Here is a 21362-nt window from a genome sequence, read left to right on the forward strand (position 1 = left end):
AAGGCGCGTGCCGTGCAGTCCCACGGGATGGCCGCTCGCCAGTCGCCTGCCGCCGTACCGGTCACGCAATCGACGGCGACCGACGGCAACGCGCCAACCCGCTCGCGAAACGCCTGAGCGATCGCAGCCTCCCATCGGCTTCATTATCGGCCAAACTCGTCCTGGCTGCGTGAATCTTATGCGCGGCACGCGTGCGGGAGCGCCCCAACACGGCCGGCCCGGCCACGCGGCTTACCAGATGAACGCCGCCCGCGCGCTGCCGTTCGAGCCCACCGTCACGGCGCTCGTCTTGTCGACGCCCGCATGGCTCACATGCACGCTGTAGCGGCCAGGACGCACCCTCACGAGCATATAGGGCCCGCGCGAAGTGGTATCCAGCACGCTCGCGCCGTGCGAGTCGGTGATCTGCACGTGCACGTCCGCGACGTACTCACCGCTGCGCTGGGTAAAGCGCAACGCAAGCGGCCACTGGTGTTCCGCGCCGAGCAGCGCCCTGGATTCGTCCAGACCCACGCCGCCAGAAACGAACGACACGTCGCCCTGCTGCTGGACTTGCGGCATGCCGCCGCCATTCGTGTTGCCGGCGCTCGTGTTGTCGGTGGTCGTGCCGCCGACGGTGCCCGAGGCATCGGCCTGCTGCGCCGCCGCGCCGCCCGCGTAGCCGAGAGCAAGCGTGGCCGCGAGAATCGTCGCGTAAGCGGTCGTATGGATGGGGCGCGAGTTGCGGAAACGCTTCATCGATCGCTCCTTTCAGTTTGTCCGATGTAATGCTCGCGCAAGACGCGTGCCCGGGCAGCGCGCGTAAAAGGTTTTGTGCGCCCCAAAAAAAATCGCCGCCGCCGAGGCCAAAGGCCAACGGGGGCAGCGCAAGTACAACGTAATGAAACCTGCTCTCGCCGCGAATCCGGCGCACGGAGCCGGATTCGCGACAGCAGGGATCAGCCGAGATCGACGGGCACGAAAATCTGTGCGTCGTCTCGCTGGATCAGGAGCGCAATGCTGTTGCCAGCCTTGGAAACCATTTGCTTGAGCTGATCGGCGCTCGTCACCGGGCGGCCATTCACGGCGAGAATCACGTCGCCGGGCTGGACACCCGCATTTTCGGCCGCGCCACCCGACTGCTCGACGAGCAGACCGTGATCGAGCGAGCCGTTGCTCTTCTCTTGCGGCGTGAGCGGGCGCACCGCGACGCCGAGGCGACCCTGCATCTGCGCCTGCGGAGCGTCGTTCGAAGCCACCTTGGCGTCGCCCAGCGCGCCGATGGTTGCGGTGAGGTCCTTCGTGCTCTTGTCACGCCACACCTGAACATCGGCCTTCGTGCCCGGCTTCATGCCCGCGATGAGCGACGGCAAAGCGGACGAATCATCCACGGCCTGGCCGTTCACGGACAGGATCACGTCGCCGGGCTTCAAACCCGCCTTCGCGGCCGGACCGCTCGCGTCCACCGAGCTCACCAGCGCGCCGCGCGGCTTGTCCATGCCGAACGAGTTGGCGAGCGTCTGGTTCATCGACTGCACCGCGACGCCGAGACGTCCGCGGCTCACGTGGCCGGTCTTGACGAGTTCGTCCTTGACCTTGATCGCCTCATTGATCGGGATTGCGAACGAAAGGCCCTGGAAGCCGCCCGTCTGCGAATAGATCATCGAGTTGATGCCGATGACTTCGCCCTGCAGATTAAACAGCGGGCCACCCGAATTGCCGGGGTTGACCGGCACGTCGGTCTGGATGAACGGCGTGTAGTTTTCGTCCGGCAGCGAGCGCGACTTCGCGCTGATAATGCCCGAGGTCACCGTGTTGTCGAAGCCGTACGGCGAGCCGATCGCCACCACCCACTGGCCGACCTTGCTTTGACGCGGGTCGCCGATCTTCACGGTCGGCAGATCCTTCGCGTCGATCTTGAGCACAGCGACGTCCGACTGCTTGTCCGCGCCCACGACCTTCGCCTTGTATTCGCGCTTGTCGGTGAGTTTCACCGTCACGACGTTGGCGCCGTCCACGACGTGCGCGTTCGTGAGAATGTAGCCGTCCGGGCTGACGATGAAGCCCGAGCCGAGGCTCGCGCTCGGCTGGTCGGCCTGCGGACCATTGTCGCCGCCGCCCATGCCGGGCGCGCCGCCATAGAAGTGCTTGAAGAACTGGTAGAACGGATCGCTCGGATCGATCGGCAGTTGCTGCGAGCCGCTGCCGCCGCTGCGCAGCGCCGTCTGCTTCACGACGTGCTTGGCGCTGATGTTGACCACCGCGGGCCCGTAGGTTTCCACGAGACCCGAGAAGTCGGGAATGCCAGTCTTGGCTGCGGCTTCGGCGGGCATCATCGCCGCGGCCTGGGCCTGCGAAATGACCTGCGGAGCAGGCAGATCACGGTGCCCTGCTACATAGCCCGCCGACAATGCGACGACCACGGCGGCTGCCACGGCACTGCGGGAAAGCACTTTTGTATTCATTGCGGACTCCTTGCGCGGGGTACTCATCACGACGTACCGAAGAGTAAGCCGTGTCGCTTAAAGGAGTCTTAAGTACGCGGAAATCGCAATAATCGCGCAAACGCCCGCGCGGCGGGCATTTGCGGGCGATTCGGAGTCAGAACCGCACGTCCACGAGCAGGCCGCCTGCGGGCGAATCGCCGAGTGTGATGGTCGCGTCGTGCTGATCCGCGATTCGGCGCACGATAGCGAGCCCGAGTCCCGTGCCGGCGATATCGGTGCGCGCGCGATTCGCGCCTGCGCCCACGCGATAAAAGCGATCGAACACGCGCGCGCGCTCCTCTTCCGGGATGCCCGGCCCGCTGTCCGCGATGCGCACGTGCGCACGCCCGTCGACGACGGCGAGGCTCACGTCCACGCGGCCGCCCGCGGGCGTGTACTTGGTCGCGTTGTCGAGCAGGTTGTTGAGCATCACGCGCAATGCATCGGCATCGCCATGCACGCTCGCCGCCGCGCTTTCCTCGATGCCGAGATCGACGCCGCGCTGCTGCGCGAGCGGCGCATGGTTGAGCACGCAATCATCGAGCAGCGCATGCAGATCGACGTTCTGCGCGCGCGCGTGACCGTCGGGTTCGGAGCGCGCGAGGGCGAGCAGCTGCTCGGCAAGACGCGTGGCGCGCGTCACGCCCGCCTGCAGATCGACGAGCGCTTCGCGACGCGTTTCGTCATCCTTTGCGCGCGCAACGAGTTGCGCCTGGATCTGCACGGCCGCCAGCGGCGTGCGCAACTCGTGTGCAGCGTCGGCGACGAAGGCCTTCTGTGTGTCGATGGCTTGCGCGAGGCGTTCGAGCAGCGCGTTCAACGCATGCACGAGCGGCGTGACTTCGCGCGGCAGACGCTCTTCGGGCAGCGGATCGAGCGCTTCGGGATGACGCGTGTCGAGCGCGCGCGCGACGCGCGAGAGCGGCCTGAGCCCACGCCCCACCATGATCCAGACCGCGATGCCGAGAAACGGCAGCACCACGATGAGCGGCCAGAGCGTGCGCAACGCGACGTTCGCGGCGAGACGGTTGCGCACGGAAACGGGCTGCGCGAGCTGCACGACGTTGTCGCCGACGATCGCGCCGTACACGCGCCAGTCGCCGCGGTCGGTGCGCTCCGTCGAAAAGCCGAGTTCCGCGCGCGGCGCGAGCGGCGCGCGCGGATGCGAGTAGTACATGAGCACGCCGTTGCGATTCCAGATCTGCAGCACGATGCCTTCGTCGCCCGTATCGCGCGAACTGAGGATCTCGTTGAATGGCTCGGAGGGCAGCGCCTCGGCGATTTCCTGCAGCTGGTAGTCGAACAGCTCGTTGGCTTCGGCGAGCGCCTGGCGATAGATCAGCCAGCCCGCGAGCCCAACGCCCGCGACGACGATCGCGAGCAGCCAGAACAGCAGTTGTCGTCGGATGGAACTCATCGGCTAACGGGGTCTCCCTGTCGATCCGGAGCTAGCGCTTTGGCGCTTACGCACTTGATTACCTGCTTCATGCGTCTTTGGAGATCATGTAGCCGAGGCCGCGCACGTTGCGGATCAGGTCGGCCCCGAGCTTCTTGCGCAGCGCGTGAATATAGACCTCGACGGTATTGCTGCCGATCTCCTCGCCCCAGCCGTACATCTTCTCTTCGAGCTGGGTTTTCGAGAGCACCGCGCCCGGTCGCGCGAGCAGCGCTTCGAGCAGCGCGAATTCGCGCGCCGAGAGCGCGACGGGCGAACCGTCCTGGGTGACCTGGTGCGAAGCCGGATCGAGCGTGATCGAGCCGTGGCGGATGGTCGAATCGCTGCGGCCCGCCTGGCGGCGGATCAGCGCTCGCATGCGTGCGCCCAGTTCATCGAGATCGAAGGGCTTGATGAGGTAGTCGTCCGCACCGGCGTCGAGACCCTTCACGCGATCGGCCACGGCGTCGCGCGCCGTGAGGATCAGCACGGGCAGTGCCGCGCCGCGCGCGCGTAGCGTGCGCAGCACGTCGAGACCGTCGCGCCGCGGCAATCCGAGATCGAGCAGCATGAGATCGTAAGAATCCGCGCTCGCGGCCGAGAGGGCGGCTTCGCCGTCTTCGACCCAGTCGACCGCGAAGCCTTCGCCGCGCAGCGCCTTGCGCACGCCTTCGGCGATCATGCGGTCATCTTCGACTAGCAGTATGCGCATCGTAATATTGGCCGGGCGGCGCTGCTGCGCCACGCTGCGTGAGTGGATGAGGATGCGAGCATTCTAGCGCCTGAACAAGGGCGCCGCGCCGCTGCGGCACGCAGCCGGTCGCGAGGCAATGGCGCGCGGCATGGGCACATTAAGGGCAGTGTTTGAATCACGCCACGCAATGTGCAACGTTTTCTTGCGGCAATGCGCGCACGCGGCGCGAGGTCTTTACAATGTGCGCTTTTGCGGCGCTCCACTCGTGATTCGGCCGCGATGCGCGCGTGCAGGCTTGTACAGTACGTTCAAGCGAGCGCATCGCGCGCGCACCGAGAATCACACGCCGCCCTGATTTTCGCGCCCGCGCGCAGCACCGGTGAGTCCCCTCTTTCCGTGCGCCGCGCCCGGCCCAAGCACCGCCCCTGCACTCGCCCGAACGCTTTTCATGCTGCCCGCTTCGCTGTCCCGCCTACGCTCTTTGCTCAGACTGCCTGCCTCGCGCTCCGACCGCACGCATCGCACCGCCGCCACTGCGCGCCTGCCTCGACCGCTCGCCCTCACGCTCGCCTGCGCCGCGCTCGCCGCGGGCTTCGCCGCCGCGCCGGCCGCGTACGCGCAGCCCGAAGGCGCGCGCATTCCCACGGTCAACGTGACCACGGTGCTGCCGCCCACCGTGATGGCAGGCCTCGAACGCGCACACGTGCCGCTCTCGTCGGTCAGCGTGGTGATCGAAAAGGTCGGCGACCGCCAGCCGAGCGTCGCCGTGAATGCCGGCCAGCCGATGATGCCCGCCTCGACGATGAAACTTGTCACGACGTGGAGCGGCCTCGCGATGCTCGGTCCCGACTATCGCTGGAAAACGAGCGCCTATACCGACGGCGAAGTCGATGCGAGCGGCACGCTGCACGGCAACCTCTATATCAAGGGCACCGGCGACCCGAAGCTCGTGCCCGAAGAGCTGATCGACCTCGTGCAGAAGATTCGCGCCGCGGGCGTCGCGCGCATCGACGGCGCACTCGTGCTCGACAAGAGCGAGTTCGATCCGTCCACGCGCGACCTGCCCTCGTTCGACGGCGACGACAGCGCGCCCTACAACGTCGGCCCCGATCCGCTGATGTACGCGTTCAAGTCGGTCTCGTTCACGTTCTCGCCCTCCCGCGAGGGGGTGTCGATCGATGTGGTGCCGCCCGTTGCGCAGTGGCAGATCGACAACCAGATCCGCGAGCGCGCCGGCGCGTGCGGCGGCATGCTGCCGAGCCCGCAGGTTTCGCCGGGCGGCAACGGCGTCGTCACCGCGAGCTTCGCGGGCAGCTACGCCATGCGCTGCGGCGAGCGCACGCTCAACATGGCCGCGCCCGTGGACCACAGCACGTTCTTCGCGGACGGCTTGCTCGCCCTCTGGCAGCAAACGGGCAGCAGCCTCTTCGCCACGCCGCCTGGCGCGGTGCGCGAAGGCGTCGTGCCGCCGCGCGCACGTCTGCTCGCCGTGCACCAGAGCCCGCCGCTCTCGGACGTCGTGCACGACATCAACAAGTTCAGCAACAACGTGATGGCGCGCAACCTGTTCCTCACGCTCGGCGCCGTCGAGGGCAAAGCGCCTGCGACTACGGCCAAGGCCGCCACGGCCGTCAATACGTACCTGCGGCGCAGCGGCCTGAACATGCCCGAACTCGTGCTCGACAACGGCTGCGGCCTCTCGCGCGAAGAGCACGTCAGCGCGCTCTCGCTCGCCAACCTGCTGCAGAACGCGAACGCGAGCCCGGTCGCGCAGGTGTTCATCGACTCGCTGCCGATCGTCGGCGTGGACGGCACGATGCGCAACCGCCTCACCAACGCAGGCGTGGAAGGCAACGCGCATATCAAGACGGGCACGCTGCGCGACGTGCGCGCGATCGCCGGTTACGTGGCGGCCGAGAATGGCGAGAGCTGGATCGTGGTGAGCCTCATCAACGATCCGCGCGCCGAGGCCGCACGCGCCGCGCACGACGCGCTGCTCGAGTGGGTCTACAAGGGCATGCCCGAAGAAAAACCCGTGTATGTCGAGCCGCATCCGAAGCGCGCGGCGAAAGCGTCGAAGGCCGAGAAGGCCACGCACAAAACTCCGGCCAGACGACGCGGCGCGCATTGACCACGCGCATTGACCACGCATTGACCACGTGCCGGGAGCACGCTGATTGCACCCGGCGAGCACGCTGTGTGCACGCCCGGCGGGCGCCGCGGACCTGTCCCCGTGCGCCTCACCCGAGCGCGCCGCCGCGCGCCGGGCTCGAATCTTTCCTCTAGCAAAGCGCCGCCCGTCCTGGGCGCGAGGCGTGTACCCTGACGGGCAAAGGCCGAAGGCGCGTCATAAAAATCTGTCATACGCGCCCGCCAATCGAGCCGCGCGCCCGTAAGAACGCGCACTAACGCGGCCGACAAGACATGAGACTACAACCGCCGCGCTGTCCACCAGCGCCGCCCACGGGACAAGGAGGACGACGTTCGTGCAGTTCGATGCGCAATGGCTGCTGCTCGCCCTCGCCCCCGTATTTCTCGCCTGCATCGGCTGGGAAGCGTGGCATCTCTCCCACACGCGGCCGCGCACTGCATCGAACGCCACCCCCGACAGCGCCCGCTACGCCTGGCCCGATACGCTGTGCAACGCCGCGCTCGCGCTCATGCACCAGGGCGCCGACAAACTTGCGTGGCTCGTCGCGGTGCCCGTCTATGCCTACGTCTACCGGCACTTCCGGCTCGTTTCGTGGCAGCCGGGGCTCGTCGCATGGTTCGCACTCTTTATCGCGCAGGACCTGCTCTACTACGTGTTTCACCGCGCGAGCCATCGCGTGCGCTGGCTCTGGGCCGCGCACGTCGTCCACCATTCGTCGGTGCGCCTGAACCTTTCCACGGCGTTTCGCCAGAGCCTCATGTACCCCGTGGCGGGCATGTGGCTGTTCTGGGTTCCGCTCGCCATGCTCGGCTTCACGCCGGAGCAGATCGTCGCGATCGTGCTCGTCAATCTCGCGTTTCAGTTCTTCGTGCATACCCAGGCCGTAGGCAAGCTCGGCTGGCTCGAATACGTATTCAACACGCCGTCGATGCATCGCGTCCATCACGCGCGTAACGCACGCTATATCGACCGCAATTACGCCGGCGTGCTCGCGATCTGGGACCGCCTGTTCGGCAGCTATGTCGAGGAAGACGCACACGACGCGCCCGATTACGGCATCGTCAAGCCGCTTGCGTCATGCAATCCGCTCAAGGCGACGTTTCACGAATGGCTCGCGATGGCGCGGGACTTCGCGCGCATGCCCGACTGGCGTTCGCGCCTCGCCGCGCTCTTCGCACCGCCCGATTGGTGCGAGCGCCACGACGCGCTCGGCCTCGCATCCGTGACGGCGCCGGCGACACCCGTGGGAACGCGCTACGGCGTGCCGGAAAACAACACCGAGGGTGAGTTCGGGTCGCGCAATAGCTGAGAGATTGCGTAGTCTGTCGGCCTTGGCCCTGACCCTGGGACAGCAGCACACAGGGGGTGCATGCAAGGCCGGCGATCGAGAAAAACATCGACAACGGGGCAGCTGCTCGTGCCACGAGCACCCGTTGCATGAGTAGGCAGGCATGGCATCAAAGGCCACACACAGAGGAGATGAAGTGAATATGAAGCATCAAGGACCGAGACACCGTAAGCTGTTGCGCGCCACCCAGATCGCTGCCGCGAGCGCCGCCTTTGCGCTGCTCGCCGCCTGCGGTGGTGGCAGCAGTGGGAACAACAACGCGAGCACGCCGCCGCCCTCGGGCGTCAACATGCAGGTGGTGGCGTTCGGCACGAGCCTGACCGACGCGGGCACGTATTCGGAGCAGATTCTGCCGGGCTTCGGCGGCGGCCGCTTCACGACCAACCCGGGCGAGGTCTGGGCGCAGCATGTGTCCGAGTACTTCGGCAACACGCTATCGCCCGCCTTCGAAGGCGGCTTCGGTCTGCCGCTCACGGCCACGGGCGGGCTCGACTACGCGCAAGGCGGCGCGCTGGTGACGGGCGGCGGCGTGGCGAATACCAGCGCCGTGATCTCCGCCGCGAGCGAGCAGCCGGTCACGTGGCAGCTCCAGCAGTACCTGGCGCAGCACGGCAGCTTCAATGCGAATCAGCTCGTGCTCGTGGAAGGCGGCGCGAATGAAATCCTGAATCTGCTGAACGTGCCCACTAACGGCAGCCCCACGGGCCTGGCGTTGTTCGGCGCGGCGCTCGCGGCCACTCCGTTTTCGACGCTCGTCAACGATCCCGCGACGCAGCAGAGCACGGTTGCGAGCCTGATGCAGTCGGGCTTCACCCAAGCGCAGGCAACAGCCTTGGTGCCCGCCGCCATCGCGCTCGGTATCGTCACGAACCCGAACTACGCCTCCAGCTTCGCCTCGATCGCCCCGGTCCTCACAGCAGCGGGCACGCTGGGCGCGCTCGTCCATGCGGATATCGTCCCCGGCAATCCGAAGATCGCGGTCGTCACGGTGCCCGACATCGGCAAGACGCCGGCGGCGCTGAAGGCTGATGCCGCCATCGGCGCAACGCCCGGCTCCGCGAGCTCGGCCGACCAGGCGCTCTCGCTCATTTCGGCGATGTACAACCTGACGCTGATCAAGGCGACCGCAGCCGACGTGCAGGCGAAGAAGGTCGTGCTGGTCGATACGTTCTCGTGGCTCGATCAGTCGATCGCGAACGCGGCCAGCCTCGGCTTCACCGTGACGAACACGGATACGGCCTGTAACCTCACGGCCATGACGAACAGCGCGACCAACTACGCGCTCGCCAATCCGAAGGCTACGTTGGGGCTGGACCCGGCCACGACGCCGCAAGCCACCATCAACGCGTACGCCGCGGCCTACGGCCAGAACTTCGGCAGCTCGCTGTTCTGCTCGCCGCAAACGCTGACGACGGCCAACGCGCCGACGACCTACATGTTCGCGGATCTCGTGCACCCGACCACGGCGCTGCACTCGCAGTTCGCGACGTACGTCGAAAAGCAGCTGGCTGCTGCGGGCATCGGCAAGGCGCCCTGATAAGCGTCGCTTGCACCGGGCCTCCCGGTGCAAGAAAAAACACCCCACGAACCGTCAGGCTCGTGGGGTGTTTTTCATTGAACGCGCAAGAAGATGATCAGCCTTGCTGCTGCGCCTCGAACGCCGCCGCCGCCCGCCCCAACCGGTCATTGACCGCGATCCACTCGATCGTCTCCGGCAGCTTCTCGATGAGAATGCGCGAGACATTCGCGCGATCGAGCGCGCGCAGCAAGCCATACAGCTCACGCGCATATTCCTGCGGCTCTTCCGGCGCGGCGACGAAATGCACGCCCTTGGCCTGCGCCCAATCGCCCGCGCGCGAGGCGCGCGCCACGAGCGCCACCGTTTCGCCCGCATCGCGCGCTGCCGCCAGCAGCGGCTCCAGCGCCTCGAACGGCAGCAGCGCGAGCGGCGTGCGCGGCGCATAGTGCGCCTTGAGCGTACCCGAGGCGCGCGGCGCCGTGGCGTCCGAGCCGTCGGGCAAGCGCGGCGCCTCGCCCAGCACGCGCGCGATGTCGTGCGGCGTCACGTGGCCGGGCCGCAGCAACGCGGGGAACCCGCGGGAGAGATCGAGAATCGTCGATTCGATGCCCACGTCGCATGCGCCGCCGTCGAGCACATGCACCGCCGCGCCGAATTCGTCGCGCACGTGCTGCGCCGTGGTCGGGCTCACGTGGCCGAAGCGGTTCGCCGACGGCGCCGCCACGCCGCCATGACCGCCGCGACGCGCGGAGAACGCCGCCAGCAGCTGCTGCGCGACCGGATGCGACGGGCAGCGCAGCCCCACCGAGTCCTGACCGCCGCTCACGGCATCGGGAATGCGTTCGTGGCGTTTGACGATCAGCGTGAGCGGGCCGGGCCAGAATGCATCGACGAGCTTTTGCGCCGCCTCGGGCCACTCCGCTGCCCAGTACTGCGGGTCGCCGCCCGGCGGCAAGTGCACGATCACCGGATGGTTCGCCGGCCGCCCTTTGGCCGCGTAAATGCGCGCGACTGCCTCGGGGCTCGCCGCATCGCCGCCCAGACCATAGACGGTCTCGGTCGGGAACGCTACCAGCTCGCCCGCGTCGAGCAGCGCGGCGGCGTGCTCGATGTCGGCATCGGTCAGAGTCGGCGCGCCATCGTGCGGCGCGTTCTGCTGATCAGACATGATGCGGCTCAACCTCAGCTCGTGGCGATGTGCAGCAGGCGCGCGCAGTCGCGTGCGGCCGTGCGCGCTTCGTCGAGCGTCGGCGCAGTGAAGTTCACGTGGCCCATCTTACGGCCCGCACGCGCTTCTTCCTTGCCGTACAGATGCAGGCGCGCGGCCGGCATCGCGGCCACCTGGTCCCACGGCGGCGTGACGGGCGCGGCGCCCTTCTGGGGCTTCGCCTCGCCCACGGCGCAGGGGAACCACACGTCGCCGAGAATGTTCAGCATCACGGCCGGCGAGTGCTGGCGCGTGTCGCCGAGCGGCATGGCCGTCATGGCGCGCACCTGCTGCTCGAACTGGCTCGTGGCGCACGCATCGGTCGTGTAGTGGCCCGAGTTGTGCGGGCGCGGCGCCATTTCGTTGGCGACGAGCGAGCCGTCTTCGAGGATGAAGAACTCCACGCACAGCACGCCCACATAGCCGAGCTTCGCCGCGATCTGGATCGCCGCCTGCTGGGCCTGCTGCACGAGCGCCGGGCTTGCGTCCGGCGCGGGCACGATGGTGTGCGAGAGCACGCCGTTGCGGTGCGTGTTCTGCGCGAGCGGATAAACGACGGCCTTGCCGTTCGTGCCGCGAGCGATCAGCGCGCTCACCTCGAACTTCAGCGGCAGGCGCTTTTCCAGCACGCACGGCACGCCGCCGAGCGACGCATGCGCCTCGCGCACTTCTTCGGCGTTGGAGACACGAATCTGGCCTTTGCCGTCGTAGCCCATGCGCGCGGTCTTGAGAATGCCCGGCAGCACGGCGGCGAGCGTCTTGTCGTCGATGCCGGCGAGCGCCTGCGACGACTCGATCACCACGTGCGGCGCGACCGGCACGCCGGCCGCCGCGATAAAGCGCTTCTCGGCGATGCGGTCCTGCGCCACCGCCACGCAGCGTCCAGCCGGGCTCACGAAGGTCGACTTCGCGAGCGTGTCGAGGCTCGCCGCGGGCACGTTCTCGAACTCGGTCGAGATGGCCGCGCACAGACGCGCGAGTTCGGTGAGCGCCGCTTCGTCGTCGTACGCGGCGCAGATGTGGCGGTCGGCCACGGTGCCCGCGGGGCTCGTCGCGTCGGGATCGAGCACGGCGACGCGATAGCCCATCGCCTGGGCGGCAAAGCAGAACATGCGGCCGAGCTGGCCGCCACCCACCATGCCCAGCCAGGCGCCGGGCAGGATCGGTGAAACCGGTGAATTGTCAGGAGTCATCTTCGTGGTCGGCCGCGGGGTGGCCGCGGCGCGTGGGGACGATCAAAGCGGGACGATCAAAGCGGGGGCAGCACCATGGCATGCGCCGCTTCGTTCTGGCGCACACGGAAGGCCGCGAGCTTGTTCGCGTATTCGGTGTTGGTCACGCTCAGGATCGAGACGGCGAAGAGCGCCGCATTGGCCGCGCCCGCCTCGCCGATGGCGAAGGTCGCGACCGGGACGCCCTTGGGCATCTGCACGATCGAGTGGAGCGAATCCACGCCCTTCAGATACTTGCTGACCGCCGGCACGCCCAGCACGGGCACCGTGGTCTTGGCCGCCAGCATGCCCGGCAGGTGCGCCGCGCCGCCCGCGCCAGCGATGATCGCGCGCAGGCCGCGCTCGCGCGCCTTTTCCGCGTACTCGAACATCTCGTCGGGCATGCGGTGCGCCGAGACCACCTTGGCCTCGTACGCGACGCCGAACTCCTGCAGGATCGCGACCGCGTGCTTCATCGTGTCCCAGTCGGAGCTGGAGCCCATCAACACGCCGACGAGCGGCGCCGCATGCTGGTGAGCCGTCTGAACTTCGCTCATTGTGCTTCCTTTTTCCCTCTTCTCGCTCACGCGAGCTTTTGACCCGTAAGACGCTCGAGCGCCTCCTGATACTTTGCCGACGTTTTGGCGATCACTTCGTCGGGCAGCTTCGGCGCCGGCGGCTCCTTCTTCCAGTCCTGGGTTTCGAGCCAGTCGCGCACGAACTGCTTGTCGAACGACGGCGGGTTCGAGCCCACCTGGTACTGGTCGGCCGGCCAGAAGCGCGACGAGTCGGCGGTGAGCGCCTCGTCCATCAGATACAGCTGGCCGTGGTTGTCGAGACCGAATTCGAACTTCGTGTCGGCGATGATGATGCCGCGCGTGGCCGCGTAGTCGGCGGCTTCCTTGTACAGCTTGATCGAAATATCCTTGATGGTGCGCGAGAGCTCGGTGCCGATGCGGCGCTCCATCTCTTCGTACGTGATGTTCTCGTCGTGGTGGCCCATTTCGGCCTTGGCTGCCGGCGTGAAGATCGGCTCGGGCAGCTTTTGTGCATTCTGCAGGCCCGGCGGCAGTTCGACACCGCACACGGCGCCCGTTGCCTGATAGTCCTTCCAGCCGCTGCCGGCCAGATAGCCGCGCACCACGGCTTCCACGAGGATCGGCTCGAGGCGCTTCACCACGACGGCGCGGCCCCTGACCTGCTCGACTTCGTCGACGGCCACCACCGTTTCAGGCGCGACGCCCGTGAGGTGGTTCGGCACGACGTGCTTGAGCTTTTCGAACCAGAAGTCGGCCATCTGGTTGAGCACCTCGCCCTTGCGCGGAATCGGCTCGCCCATGATGACGTCGAACGCCGACAGACGGTCGGTGGTGACGATCAGCAGCTTGTCATTGCCCACGGCATAGTTGTCGCGGACCTTGCCGCGGCCGAGAAGCGGCAGCGAGCGGAGCGTGGATTCGTAGAGGGTAGACATCGTCGTGATTCGCTAAAAGGACAATCGAAACGGAGGCGGGTTCGGTCCAGAATCGCGGTTGCAACCGCGCGCGGAAACCGTAAAACCGAAGGTAATGCGAGGGTAAACCAAAAACCGGCAAATTTCCCGGAAAAGCCCATCGCCGTTCCCCCAAAACAAGCGGAAACGGCGATGTTTGCTACTCGAGGCGCACAGCGCCCGGCACAGAAGCTCGCTTAGCGAACGATCTGCGCGAGTTCGCCCGATTTGTACTTCTCGGCGATCTTGTCGAGCGAAACCGGCTTGATCTTGCCGGCCTGGCCTTCGCAGCCGAACGCGAGGAAGCGGTCCAGGCACACCTTCTTCGCGGCTTCGCGAGCCGGCTTCAGGTAGTCGCGCGGGTCGAACTTCGACGGATTTTCATACATATAGCGACGGATCGCGCCCGTGATCGCCAGACGCAGGTCAGTGTCGATGTTGATCTTGCGCACACCGTGACGGATGCCTTCCTGGATCTCTTCCACCGGCACGCCGTACGTTTCCTTCATGTCGCCGCCGAATTCGCGGATCTCGGCCAGCAGTTCCTGCGGCACCGACGACGAACCGTGCATCACGAGGTGCGTGTTCGGAATGCGCGCGTGGATTTCCTTGATGCGCTGGATCGACAGAATGTCGCCCGTGGGCTTCTTGGAGAACTTGTACGCGCCGTGCGAGGTGCCGATGGCGATGGCCAGCGCGTCGCACTGCGTGAGCTTCACGAAGTCGGCGGCCTGCTCCGGGTCCGTCAGGAGCTGCTCGCGCGTCATGGTGCCTTCGGCGCCGTGACCGTCTTCCTTGTCGCCCTTCATCGTTTCCAGCGAACCGAGCACGCCCAGTTCCGCTTCGACCGTCACGCCGATCGAGTGCGCCATTTCGACGACCTTGCGCGAAACTTCGACGTTGTACTCGTACGATGCGACTGTCTTGCCGTCGGCTTCGAGCGAGCCGTCCATCATCACACTGGTGAAACCGCTGCGGATCGCTGCCATGCAGACCGCCGGCGACTGGCCGTGGTCCTGGTGCATCACGACCGGAATATGCGGATACGACTCGACCGCAGCTTCGATCAGGTGGCGCAGGAAGGGCTCACCCGCGTACTTACGCGCGCCGGCCGATGCCTGCATGATCACCGGCGAACCGACCTGGTTCGCGGCTTCCATGATCGCCTGGACCTGTTCCAGGTTGTTCACGTTGAACGCGGGCAGGCCATAACCGTGTTCAGCCGCGTGGTCCAGCAGTTGACGCATTGATACGAGAGGCATTGTTGCTACTCCTTTGATTTGAAACGAAATGCTTCTGCCGCCGACTGTCTTGCGCAGCCGGTCGAGGGCGGCCTGGCAGCCGCCGCCCGCGTGACCTGCCGCGGGCTCGATGGCGTGATTTTATCGCGAAGCGCGTCCGATCCCGGCACCAGGCACGTAACTGGCATGAAATTGGCGTATCGGAGCGTCAGAACCGCGAGAAGATGCAAAAAGCGTTGACAGCCCGTGCGCCGTTTCTATGGCGTACGGGCTTCAATTGCGGGGAAAAAGCGTCTAAACGGCACCGATTTGGCGTCGATCTGATACCAGTGTGGTACCAGTCGAAGCCGTCCGCATTTATTTTCGGGAGTCGCGAAAATAAAGCGAAAAAAATCGCCGCGAGGTTACCGCACCGAAGTTAGAGCACGTCGCCGACGCGCACGATCTTCAGTGTGTTCGTGCCGCCCGGCTGCCCCATCGGCTCGCCCACGGTCAGCACGACCATGTCGCCGTGCGACGCGTAGCCCTTGCTGACCACCACTTCGATGGCTTGCTGGAGCGCCGTGTCGCGGTCGCTGCTCGTATCGAGGTGCAGCGGCGTGACATTGCGATAGAGCGACATGGCGCGCTCGCTGCCTGCACGCGGCGTGAGCGCGAAGATCGGCACATGGGTCCAGTGACGCGACATCCAGAGTGCGGTCGAGCCCGACTCGGTAAGCGCGACGATCGCCTTCGCGCCCAGGTGATAGGCCGTGAACAAGGCGCCCATGGCGATCGACTGGTCGATGCGCGTGAAGGTGCGGTCGAGGAAGTCCTTGTCCAGTTCGGATTGCTCCGACTTCTCCGCTTCCAGACAGATCGCGGCCATGGCCTCGATGGTCTGCACCGGGTACTTGCCCGCGGCCGATTCGGCCGAGAGCATCACGGCGTCCGTGCCGTCGAGCACCGCGTTGGCGACGTCCGAGACTTCGGCGCGCGTAGGCACCGGCGCGTGGATCATCGACTCCATCATCTGCGTGGCCGTGATGACGAGTTTGTTCGAGTCGCGCGCCATGCGGATCATGCGCTTTTGCAGCGCCGGCACGGCGGCATTGCCCACTTCCACGGCCAGGTCGCCGCGCGCGACCATGATGCCGTCCGACGAATCGAGAATTTCCTGCAGCGCCGGAATCGCCTCGGCGCGCTCGATCTTCGCGATCATCTTCGGCTTGATGCCGTACGGCGCGCCCGCGATGTTCGCGAGCTGGCGCGCCATTTCCATGTCGGTGGCGTTCTTCGGGAACGACACGGCGACGAAGTCCGCGCCCAGCGACATGGCCGTGCGGATGTCTTCCATGTCCTTCGCGGTGAGCGCGGGCGCCGTCAGGCCGCCGCCCTGGCGGTTGATGCCCTTGTTGTTCGACAGGTCGCCGCCCACGCGCACGATCGTGTGGATCTCGCTGCCGATCACGCGCGCGACGTCGAGCACGATCAGGCCGTCGTTGAGCAACAGGATGTCGCCCGGCTTCAGGTCGCGCGGCAGATCCTTGTAGTCGAGACCGACGCGCTCGTCATTGCCGAGCTCGCATTCGGCGTCGAGGATGAACGGATGGCCCGGCTCGAGCGTCGTCTTGCCATTCTCGAATTTGCCGACGCGAATCTTCGGGCCTTGCAGGTCCGCCATGATCGCAACTTCGCGGCCAGCCTGGCGGGCGCAGTCCCGCACCATTTCAGCACGCTGACGATGGTCGTCGGCGGTGCCGTGCGAAAAGTTGAGGCGCACCACGTCCAGTCCTGCGCGGATCATTTTCAGCAGGATGTCCGGCGTGCTGGAAGCCGGACCGATGGTGGCGACAATCTTGGTGGCGCGATGCATGAGTCTCCTCGTCTGGATAGGATCGCTGGGAAAACCGTTGCTGCGAGAAGTGCTGGCCGGCTGCGCCGCGGGTGCGGATGCGCCGGAACGCGCACCGGGTGTACCCGGCGTCGCTTTCTTGGAGGACACCGCAGGGCTCACATGAGCCGCTACGGCGCTGTCTACATGCGTAGTCGTATTCGATGCGGGCGTGGCTGTGCGCCCTGTCGGATTCTGTGCGGCTGTCGATTCAGCAGTCGACTGCGTCGCCGCAAGGTCCTTTTCGGCAGCGGCGGCGGGGGTCGCGTCGGCCCCCGCCTGGTCCGTCTCTGCCTGGGGCGCTGCGCGCCCCTTCTGTTTTGCTGCGGCCCCGGCTGCGCTGCGCGACTTCTGTGCGCCTGCACGAGGAAGTTTGCTCATGGCCTTCCCGGCCGGGGCGCGCGGCGCCACTTAACCAGCCGCCCGCGTTTCGAGCACTTCGACCGCCGGCAGCTTCTTGCCTTCGAGGAACTCGAGGAAGGCGCCGCCGCCGGTGGAGATATAGCTGACCTTGTCGGCGATGTTGTACTTCGCGATGGCTGCGAGCGTGTCGCCGCCGCCCGCGATCGAGAACGCGCCCGAACTGGCGATCGCATCCGCGAGCGTCTTCGTGCCGTTGCCGAACTGGTCGAACTCGAACACGCCGACCGGGCCGTTCCACACGATCGTGCCGGCCTGCGCGAGCTGCGCGGCGAGCGCGTTGGCGGTGACGGGACCGATGTCGAGGATCATGTCGTCGTCGGCCACGTCGGCCACGTTCTTCGTCTCGGCCCTGGCCGTCGGCGAGAATTCCTTGGCGGTCACGACGTCGGTCGGGATCGGCACGGAGGCGCCGCGCGCGCGCGCCGCGTCGATGATGGCCTTCGCATCGTCCACCAGATCGGCTTCGGCGAGCGACTTGCCGATCTTCAGGCCCGCGGCCAGCATGAACGTGTTGGCGATGCCGCCGCCGACGATCAGCTGATCGACTTTCTCGGCCAGCGACTTGAGGATGGTGAGCTTGGTCGAAACCTTCGAGCCCGCCACGATGGCCACCAGCGGACGCTTGGGCGCGCCGAGCGCCTTGCCGAGCGCGTCGAGTTCAGCCGCGAGCAGCGGACCCGCGCAGGCGACGCTCGCGTACTTCGCGATGCCGTAGGTCGTGGCTTCGGCGCGATGGGCGGTGCCGAACGCGTCGTTCACGTAGATATCGCAGAGCTTCGCCATCTTTTGCGAAAGCTCGTCCGAGTTCTTCTTCTCGCCCTTGTTGACGCGGCAGTTTTCGAGCAGCACCACGTTGCCCGGCTCGACGTTCACGCCGTTTTCAACCCAGTTCGCGACCAGCGGCACGTCGCGGCCGAGCAGTTCGGCCAGACGCTTCGCGACCGGCGCGAGGGAGTCTTCGGGCTTGAACTCGCCTTCGGTCGGGCGGCCCAGGTGCGAGGTGACCATGACGGCCGCGCCGGCGTCGAGTGCGGCCTTGATGGCCGGCACGGAGGCGCGCACGCGGGTGTCTTCGGTGATGTTGCCGTGGTCGTCCTGCGGCACGTTCAGGTCGGCGCGGATGAATACGCGCTTGCCCTTCAATTTGCCTTCGGAGATCAGATCGGAAAGACGCAGAACCTTGTTCATGGGCATGTCATCTTGATGGTGGGAAGGCGGTGGCAAGGCGATGCGGCGCCGCGGGCCTCATTCTGGCGCGGCAAGACGTGCGGGACGGCACGGCGCGGGATCCGGTTTGAACGCTGTTTCGGGTCGCGGCTCCATGTCGCTGCTCGTCGCTGGCACGAGCCGGCATCGATTGCGAGATCGGTATTTTAGCTGATAGCCAGGACGATCAGAGACGTGTCCAGGCGAATCTCCCGTATTTGGGCAGACGCTGCTCGCCGGGCGGGCGTTCGCGCGATTTGCTGCGATGCAGCATGGGCTAAACCCAAAAAATATTCAGGCGGAACGCGCGCGAAACGACCCTAAAATCGCCCGAAATCCCCGCCCCAAGCGCCCGCGGGCGCGCTGGAAGGCGTCAAATGACGCTAAAATAATCGTCTTTGCCAACCGCAGCCACGCGGCGCGCGGCGAAACCCTATATAAGCCCGATATTTACTGCACTTGTCTGGAGATTCGTATGTCAATGGCCGACCGCGACGGCAAGATCTGGATGGACGGCAGGCTGATTGATTGGCGCGACGCCAACATTCACGTGCTGACCCACACGCTGCACTACGGCATGGGTGTCTTCGAAGGTGTACGCGCCTATCAGACCGCCGACGGCAGCACCGCGATCTTCCGCCTCGCCGAGCACACCAGGCGTCTGCTCAACTCGGCCAAGATTTTCCAGATGGACGTGCCGTTCGACGCGAAGACGCTCGCCGACGCGCAGCTCGAAGTCGTGCGCGCGAACAGGCTCGAGTCGTGCTACATCCGCCCGATCATCTGGGTCGGCTCGGAAAAGCTCGGCGTTTCGGCCAAGGGCAACACCATCCACGTGGCCATCGCCGCATGGCCGTGGGGCGCCTATCTCGGCGAAGACGGCCTCGCCCGGGGCATCCGCGTGAAGACGTCGTCGTTCACGCGCCATCACGTGAACGTGTCGATGGTGCGCGCCAAGGCTTCGGGCTGGTATGTGAACTCGATCCTCGCCAACCAGGAAGCCACCGCCGACGGCTACGACGAAGCGCTCCTGCTCGACGTGGACGGCTATGTCTCGGAAGGCTCGGGCGAGAACTTCTTCCTCGTGAACAACGGCAAGCTGTACACGCCGGACCTCGCGTCGTGCCTCGACGGCATCACGCGCGACACGGTCATCACGCTCGCGCGCGACATGGGCATTCCCGTGATCGAAAAACGCATCACGCGTGACGAGGTGTACACCTGCGACGAAGCGTTCTTCACGGGCACCGCCGCCGAAGTCACGCCGATCCGCGAGCTCGACAACCGCACCATCGGCAGCGGCTCGCGCGGCCCGGTCACGGAGAAGCTGCAATCGGCCTTCTTCGACGTCGTTTCGGGCAAGAACGACAAGTACGCGCGCTGGCTCGCGAAGGTCTAAGACAAAAGGTCCGGGCGCGCCAACGCCTGGCCCCCACAGCTACACAGAGAATCGTCCTCATGAGCGAAATCAAGGAAATGCCGCTGGTCGAACTTTCGGCCAAGGATCTGCCCGCTTACTGCCCGAATCCGTCGATGCCGCGCTGGAGCAACCACCCGCGCGTGTTCCTCGACGTGACGCACGGCGAAGCGAAGTGCCCGTACTGCAGCACGCGTTACAAGCTGCGCGCGGGCGAGGTCGTCCACGGCCACTGACGCGTTTCGCCTCACTCGCGGCGCGCCGTCGCGCATGCGGCGGCGCGTTCTACGTGCTGCCGCCGCCCGTTCACCGGCGCGCGGCTTCTCGCCATTTTCCCAACCGTGTTTCGCGCGCGGCCCAATCCGCCCCCATGCCGGCCCGAGCCGGCGCGAGGCGGGCAAGCCGCACGTGCAACCTTTACCCTCTCCGGACCCTGACTCCCGATGCGCCGCGCGCTGGTAATCGCACCGAACTGGATCGGTGACGCACTGATGGCGCAGCCGCTTTTTTCGCGGCTCGTGAAACTGCACCCGCGCATTCAGATCGATGCGCTCGCGCCAACCTGGGTTGCGCCCGTGCTCGAGCGCATGCCCGAGATCCGCGACGTCTACGCCACCGACCTCGGCCACGGCAAGCTGCAACTGCTGCGCCGCTGGCAACTGGCGGGCGATCTGCGCGCCGAGCGCTATGACGCCGCCTACGTGCTGCCCAATTCGCTCAAGTCCGCACTGATCCCGTGGCTCGCCAATATCGGGCTGCGCATTGGCTACACGGGCGAGAACCGTTACGGCCTCTTGAATGTGCGCCATGCGAATCCGCCCAAGGACGAGCGCCCGCCGATGGTCAGCCACTACGCCGCGCTCGCCTACGCGCCCGGCGCGAGCGTGCCCGACGACCTGCCGATGCCGCGCCTCGAGTCGGACCCGAACGAGGCGTCGCGCGTGTCGGCGCGCTTCAATCTCGATACGCGCGTGCCGCTGCTCGTGTTCTGCCCCGGCGCCGAGTACGGCCCGGCCAAGCGCTGGCCGCCCGAGCATTTCGCGGCGCTCGCGAAGATGGTGGGGCAGTCGTTCCCGTACACGCAGATCGTCGCGCTCGGCTCGCCGAAGGACGCCCCGCTCGCCCAGGCGATTGCCGATCGCGCGCCGAACGTGCGCAACCTGTGCGGGCAGACCGCGCTCGGCGAGGCGTGCGCACTGATCTCGCGCGCGAACGCCGTAGTGACCAACGATTCGGGCCTGATGCACGTGGCCGCCGCGCTGCGTCGGCCGCTCGTCGCGCTGTACGGTTCGACGGATCCGCGCCACACGCCGCCCTTGTCCGAGCTTGCAAAGGTACAATGGCTCCATCTCGAATGTAGTCCCTGCTTTGCGCGAGAGTGTCCGCTCGGGCATCTGAACTGCCTGCGCGAACTGAGCCCGGAGCAGGTTTTCGGCGATCTACGCGGCATGCTGCTCGGGCAGCGATAAGCAACAGGCATCGCCAGCAGCGTTGGGCGGCTATGTGCCGCCCGCCACGCTGAAAACATCGCGCACACAAATGGATGTGCGCCACGCAACGGACGCCATGCGCGTTGCGCGCGCCCAATAGAGGCAACGAGGCGCGGGAGGGACCCATGCGCCGCATCGGAGCACGTCACAGGCCTGTCTCGCGAAAGCGGCATGCTCGCGGCAAACGCG

17 protein-coding genes are annotated in these 21362 nt (G+C 66.4%); 6 read left to right on the top strand and 11 right to left on the bottom strand.

Annotated features, from left to right (window positions below):
• Window positions 1–231: 231 nt before the first annotated feature.
• The 4 genes from AB3X98_RS08470 to AB3X98_RS08485 form a co-directional block, all read right to left on the bottom strand.
• A complete protein-coding gene (locus AB3X98_RS08470; protein WP_256094552.1) occupies window positions 232–738 on the bottom strand; it encodes a carboxypeptidase-like regulatory domain-containing protein in 507 nt (168 codons plus the stop codon).
• A 200-nt stretch (window positions 739–938) separates the two neighbouring features.
• Window positions 939–2444, bottom strand: a complete 1506-nt coding sequence (locus AB3X98_RS08475) for a DegQ family serine endoprotease (protein WP_069262842.1) — start codon at window positions 2442–2444, stop codon at window positions 939–941.
• Window positions 2445–2580: 136 nt separating this feature from the next.
• Window positions 2581–3882 carry an ATP-binding protein gene (locus AB3X98_RS08480; RefSeq protein WP_069262843.1) on the bottom strand — a complete coding sequence of 434 codons (1302 nt, stop codon included), beginning with the start codon at window positions 3880–3882 and terminating at the stop codon, window positions 2581–2583.
• Window positions 3883–3949: 67 nt separating this feature from the next.
• The gene (locus AB3X98_RS08485) at window positions 3950–4612 is read right to left on the bottom strand and encodes a response regulator (protein WP_368605581.1); all 663 of its coding nucleotides are present in this window, start codon (window positions 4610–4612) and stop codon (window positions 3950–3952) included.
• Window positions 4613–5042: 430 nt separating this feature from the next.
• Here AB3X98_RS08485 and dacB point away from each other — a divergent pair, with 430 nt between their 5' ends.
• From dacB to AB3X98_RS08500, 3 genes are all read left to right on the top strand, one after another.
• Window positions 5043–6725, top strand: coding sequence for a D-alanyl-D-alanine carboxypeptidase/D-alanyl-D-alanine-endopeptidase (gene dacB, locus AB3X98_RS08490; protein ID WP_368605580.1), 1683 nt, complete (start codon window positions 5043–5045; stop codon window positions 6723–6725).
• Window positions 6726–7080: 355 nt separating this feature from the next.
• Window positions 7081–8055 carry a sterol desaturase family protein gene (locus AB3X98_RS08495; RefSeq protein WP_368605579.1) on the top strand — a complete coding sequence of 325 codons (975 nt, stop codon included), beginning with the start codon at window positions 7081–7083 and terminating at the stop codon, window positions 8053–8055.
• Window positions 8056–8236: 181 nt separating this feature from the next.
• Window positions 8237–9631, top strand: a complete 1395-nt coding sequence (locus AB3X98_RS08500) for an SGNH/GDSL hydrolase family protein (protein ID WP_069262845.1) — start codon at window positions 8237–8239, stop codon at window positions 9629–9631.
• Between the two features lie 97 nt (window positions 9632–9728).
• Here AB3X98_RS08500 and AB3X98_RS08505 read toward each other — a convergent pair whose 3' ends face one another.
• The 7 genes from AB3X98_RS08505 to AB3X98_RS08535 form a co-directional block, all read right to left on the bottom strand.
• A complete protein-coding gene (locus tag AB3X98_RS08505) occupies window positions 9729–10781 on the bottom strand; it encodes an L-threonylcarbamoyladenylate synthase (protein ID WP_368610232.1) in 1053 nt (350 codons plus the stop codon).
• A 14-nt stretch (window positions 10782–10795) separates the two neighbouring features.
• On the bottom strand, window positions 10796–12013 hold the full coding sequence (locus tag AB3X98_RS08510; RefSeq protein ID WP_069262846.1) for a 5-(carboxyamino)imidazole ribonucleotide synthase: 1218 nt from the start codon (window positions 12011–12013) through the stop codon (window positions 10796–10798).
• Window positions 12014–12069: 56 nt separating this feature from the next.
• Complete coding sequence (gene purE, locus AB3X98_RS08515) at window positions 12070–12588, bottom strand: 5-(carboxyamino)imidazole ribonucleotide mutase (RefSeq protein WP_028205944.1); 519 nt, start codon at window positions 12586–12588, stop codon at window positions 12070–12072.
• A gap of 26 nt (window positions 12589–12614) precedes the next feature.
• Complete coding sequence (locus AB3X98_RS08520) at window positions 12615–13505, bottom strand: phosphoribosylaminoimidazolesuccinocarboxamide synthase (protein WP_368605578.1); 891 nt, start codon at window positions 13503–13505, stop codon at window positions 12615–12617.
• A 215-nt stretch (window positions 13506–13720) separates the two neighbouring features.
• Entirely contained in the window at window positions 13721–14785 is a 1065-nt protein-coding gene (gene fba / locus AB3X98_RS08525) for a class II fructose-bisphosphate aldolase (protein WP_069262848.1), read from the bottom strand.
• 397 nt (window positions 14786–15182) lie between these two features.
• Window positions 15183–16619: a pyruvate kinase gene (pyk, locus tag AB3X98_RS08530; RefSeq protein ID WP_069262849.1), complete on the bottom strand. Its 1437-nt coding sequence runs from the start codon at window positions 16617–16619 to the stop codon at window positions 15183–15185.
• A 429-nt stretch (window positions 16620–17048) separates the two neighbouring features.
• Window positions 17049–18248 carry a phosphoglycerate kinase gene (locus tag AB3X98_RS08535; RefSeq protein WP_069262850.1) on the bottom strand — a complete coding sequence of 400 codons (1200 nt, stop codon included), beginning with the start codon at window positions 18246–18248 and terminating at the stop codon, window positions 17049–17051.
• Window positions 18249–18741: 493 nt separating this feature from the next.
• Here AB3X98_RS08535 and AB3X98_RS08540 point away from each other — a divergent pair, with 493 nt between their 5' ends.
• From AB3X98_RS08540 to waaF, 3 genes are all read left to right on the top strand, one after another.
• Window positions 18742–19665, top strand: a complete 924-nt coding sequence (locus AB3X98_RS08540; protein ID WP_083245133.1) for a branched-chain amino acid transaminase — start codon at window positions 18742–18744, stop codon at window positions 19663–19665.
• A gap of 59 nt (window positions 19666–19724) precedes the next feature.
• Window positions 19725–19919, top strand: coding sequence for a zinc-finger domain-containing protein (locus tag AB3X98_RS08545; RefSeq protein ID WP_028205950.1), 195 nt, complete (start codon window positions 19725–19727; stop codon window positions 19917–19919).
• Between the two features lie 207 nt (window positions 19920–20126).
• Window positions 20127–21152 carry a lipopolysaccharide heptosyltransferase II gene (gene waaF / locus AB3X98_RS08550; RefSeq protein ID WP_069262852.1) on the top strand — a complete coding sequence of 342 codons (1026 nt, stop codon included), beginning with the start codon at window positions 20127–20129 and terminating at the stop codon, window positions 21150–21152.
• Window positions 21153–21362: the final 210 nt, after the last annotated feature.

The organism is Paraburkholderia sp. BR14312, assembly GCF_040948675.1.
GTDB lineage: Bacteria > Pseudomonadota > Gammaproteobacteria > Burkholderiales > Burkholderiaceae > Paraburkholderia > Paraburkholderia nodosa_A.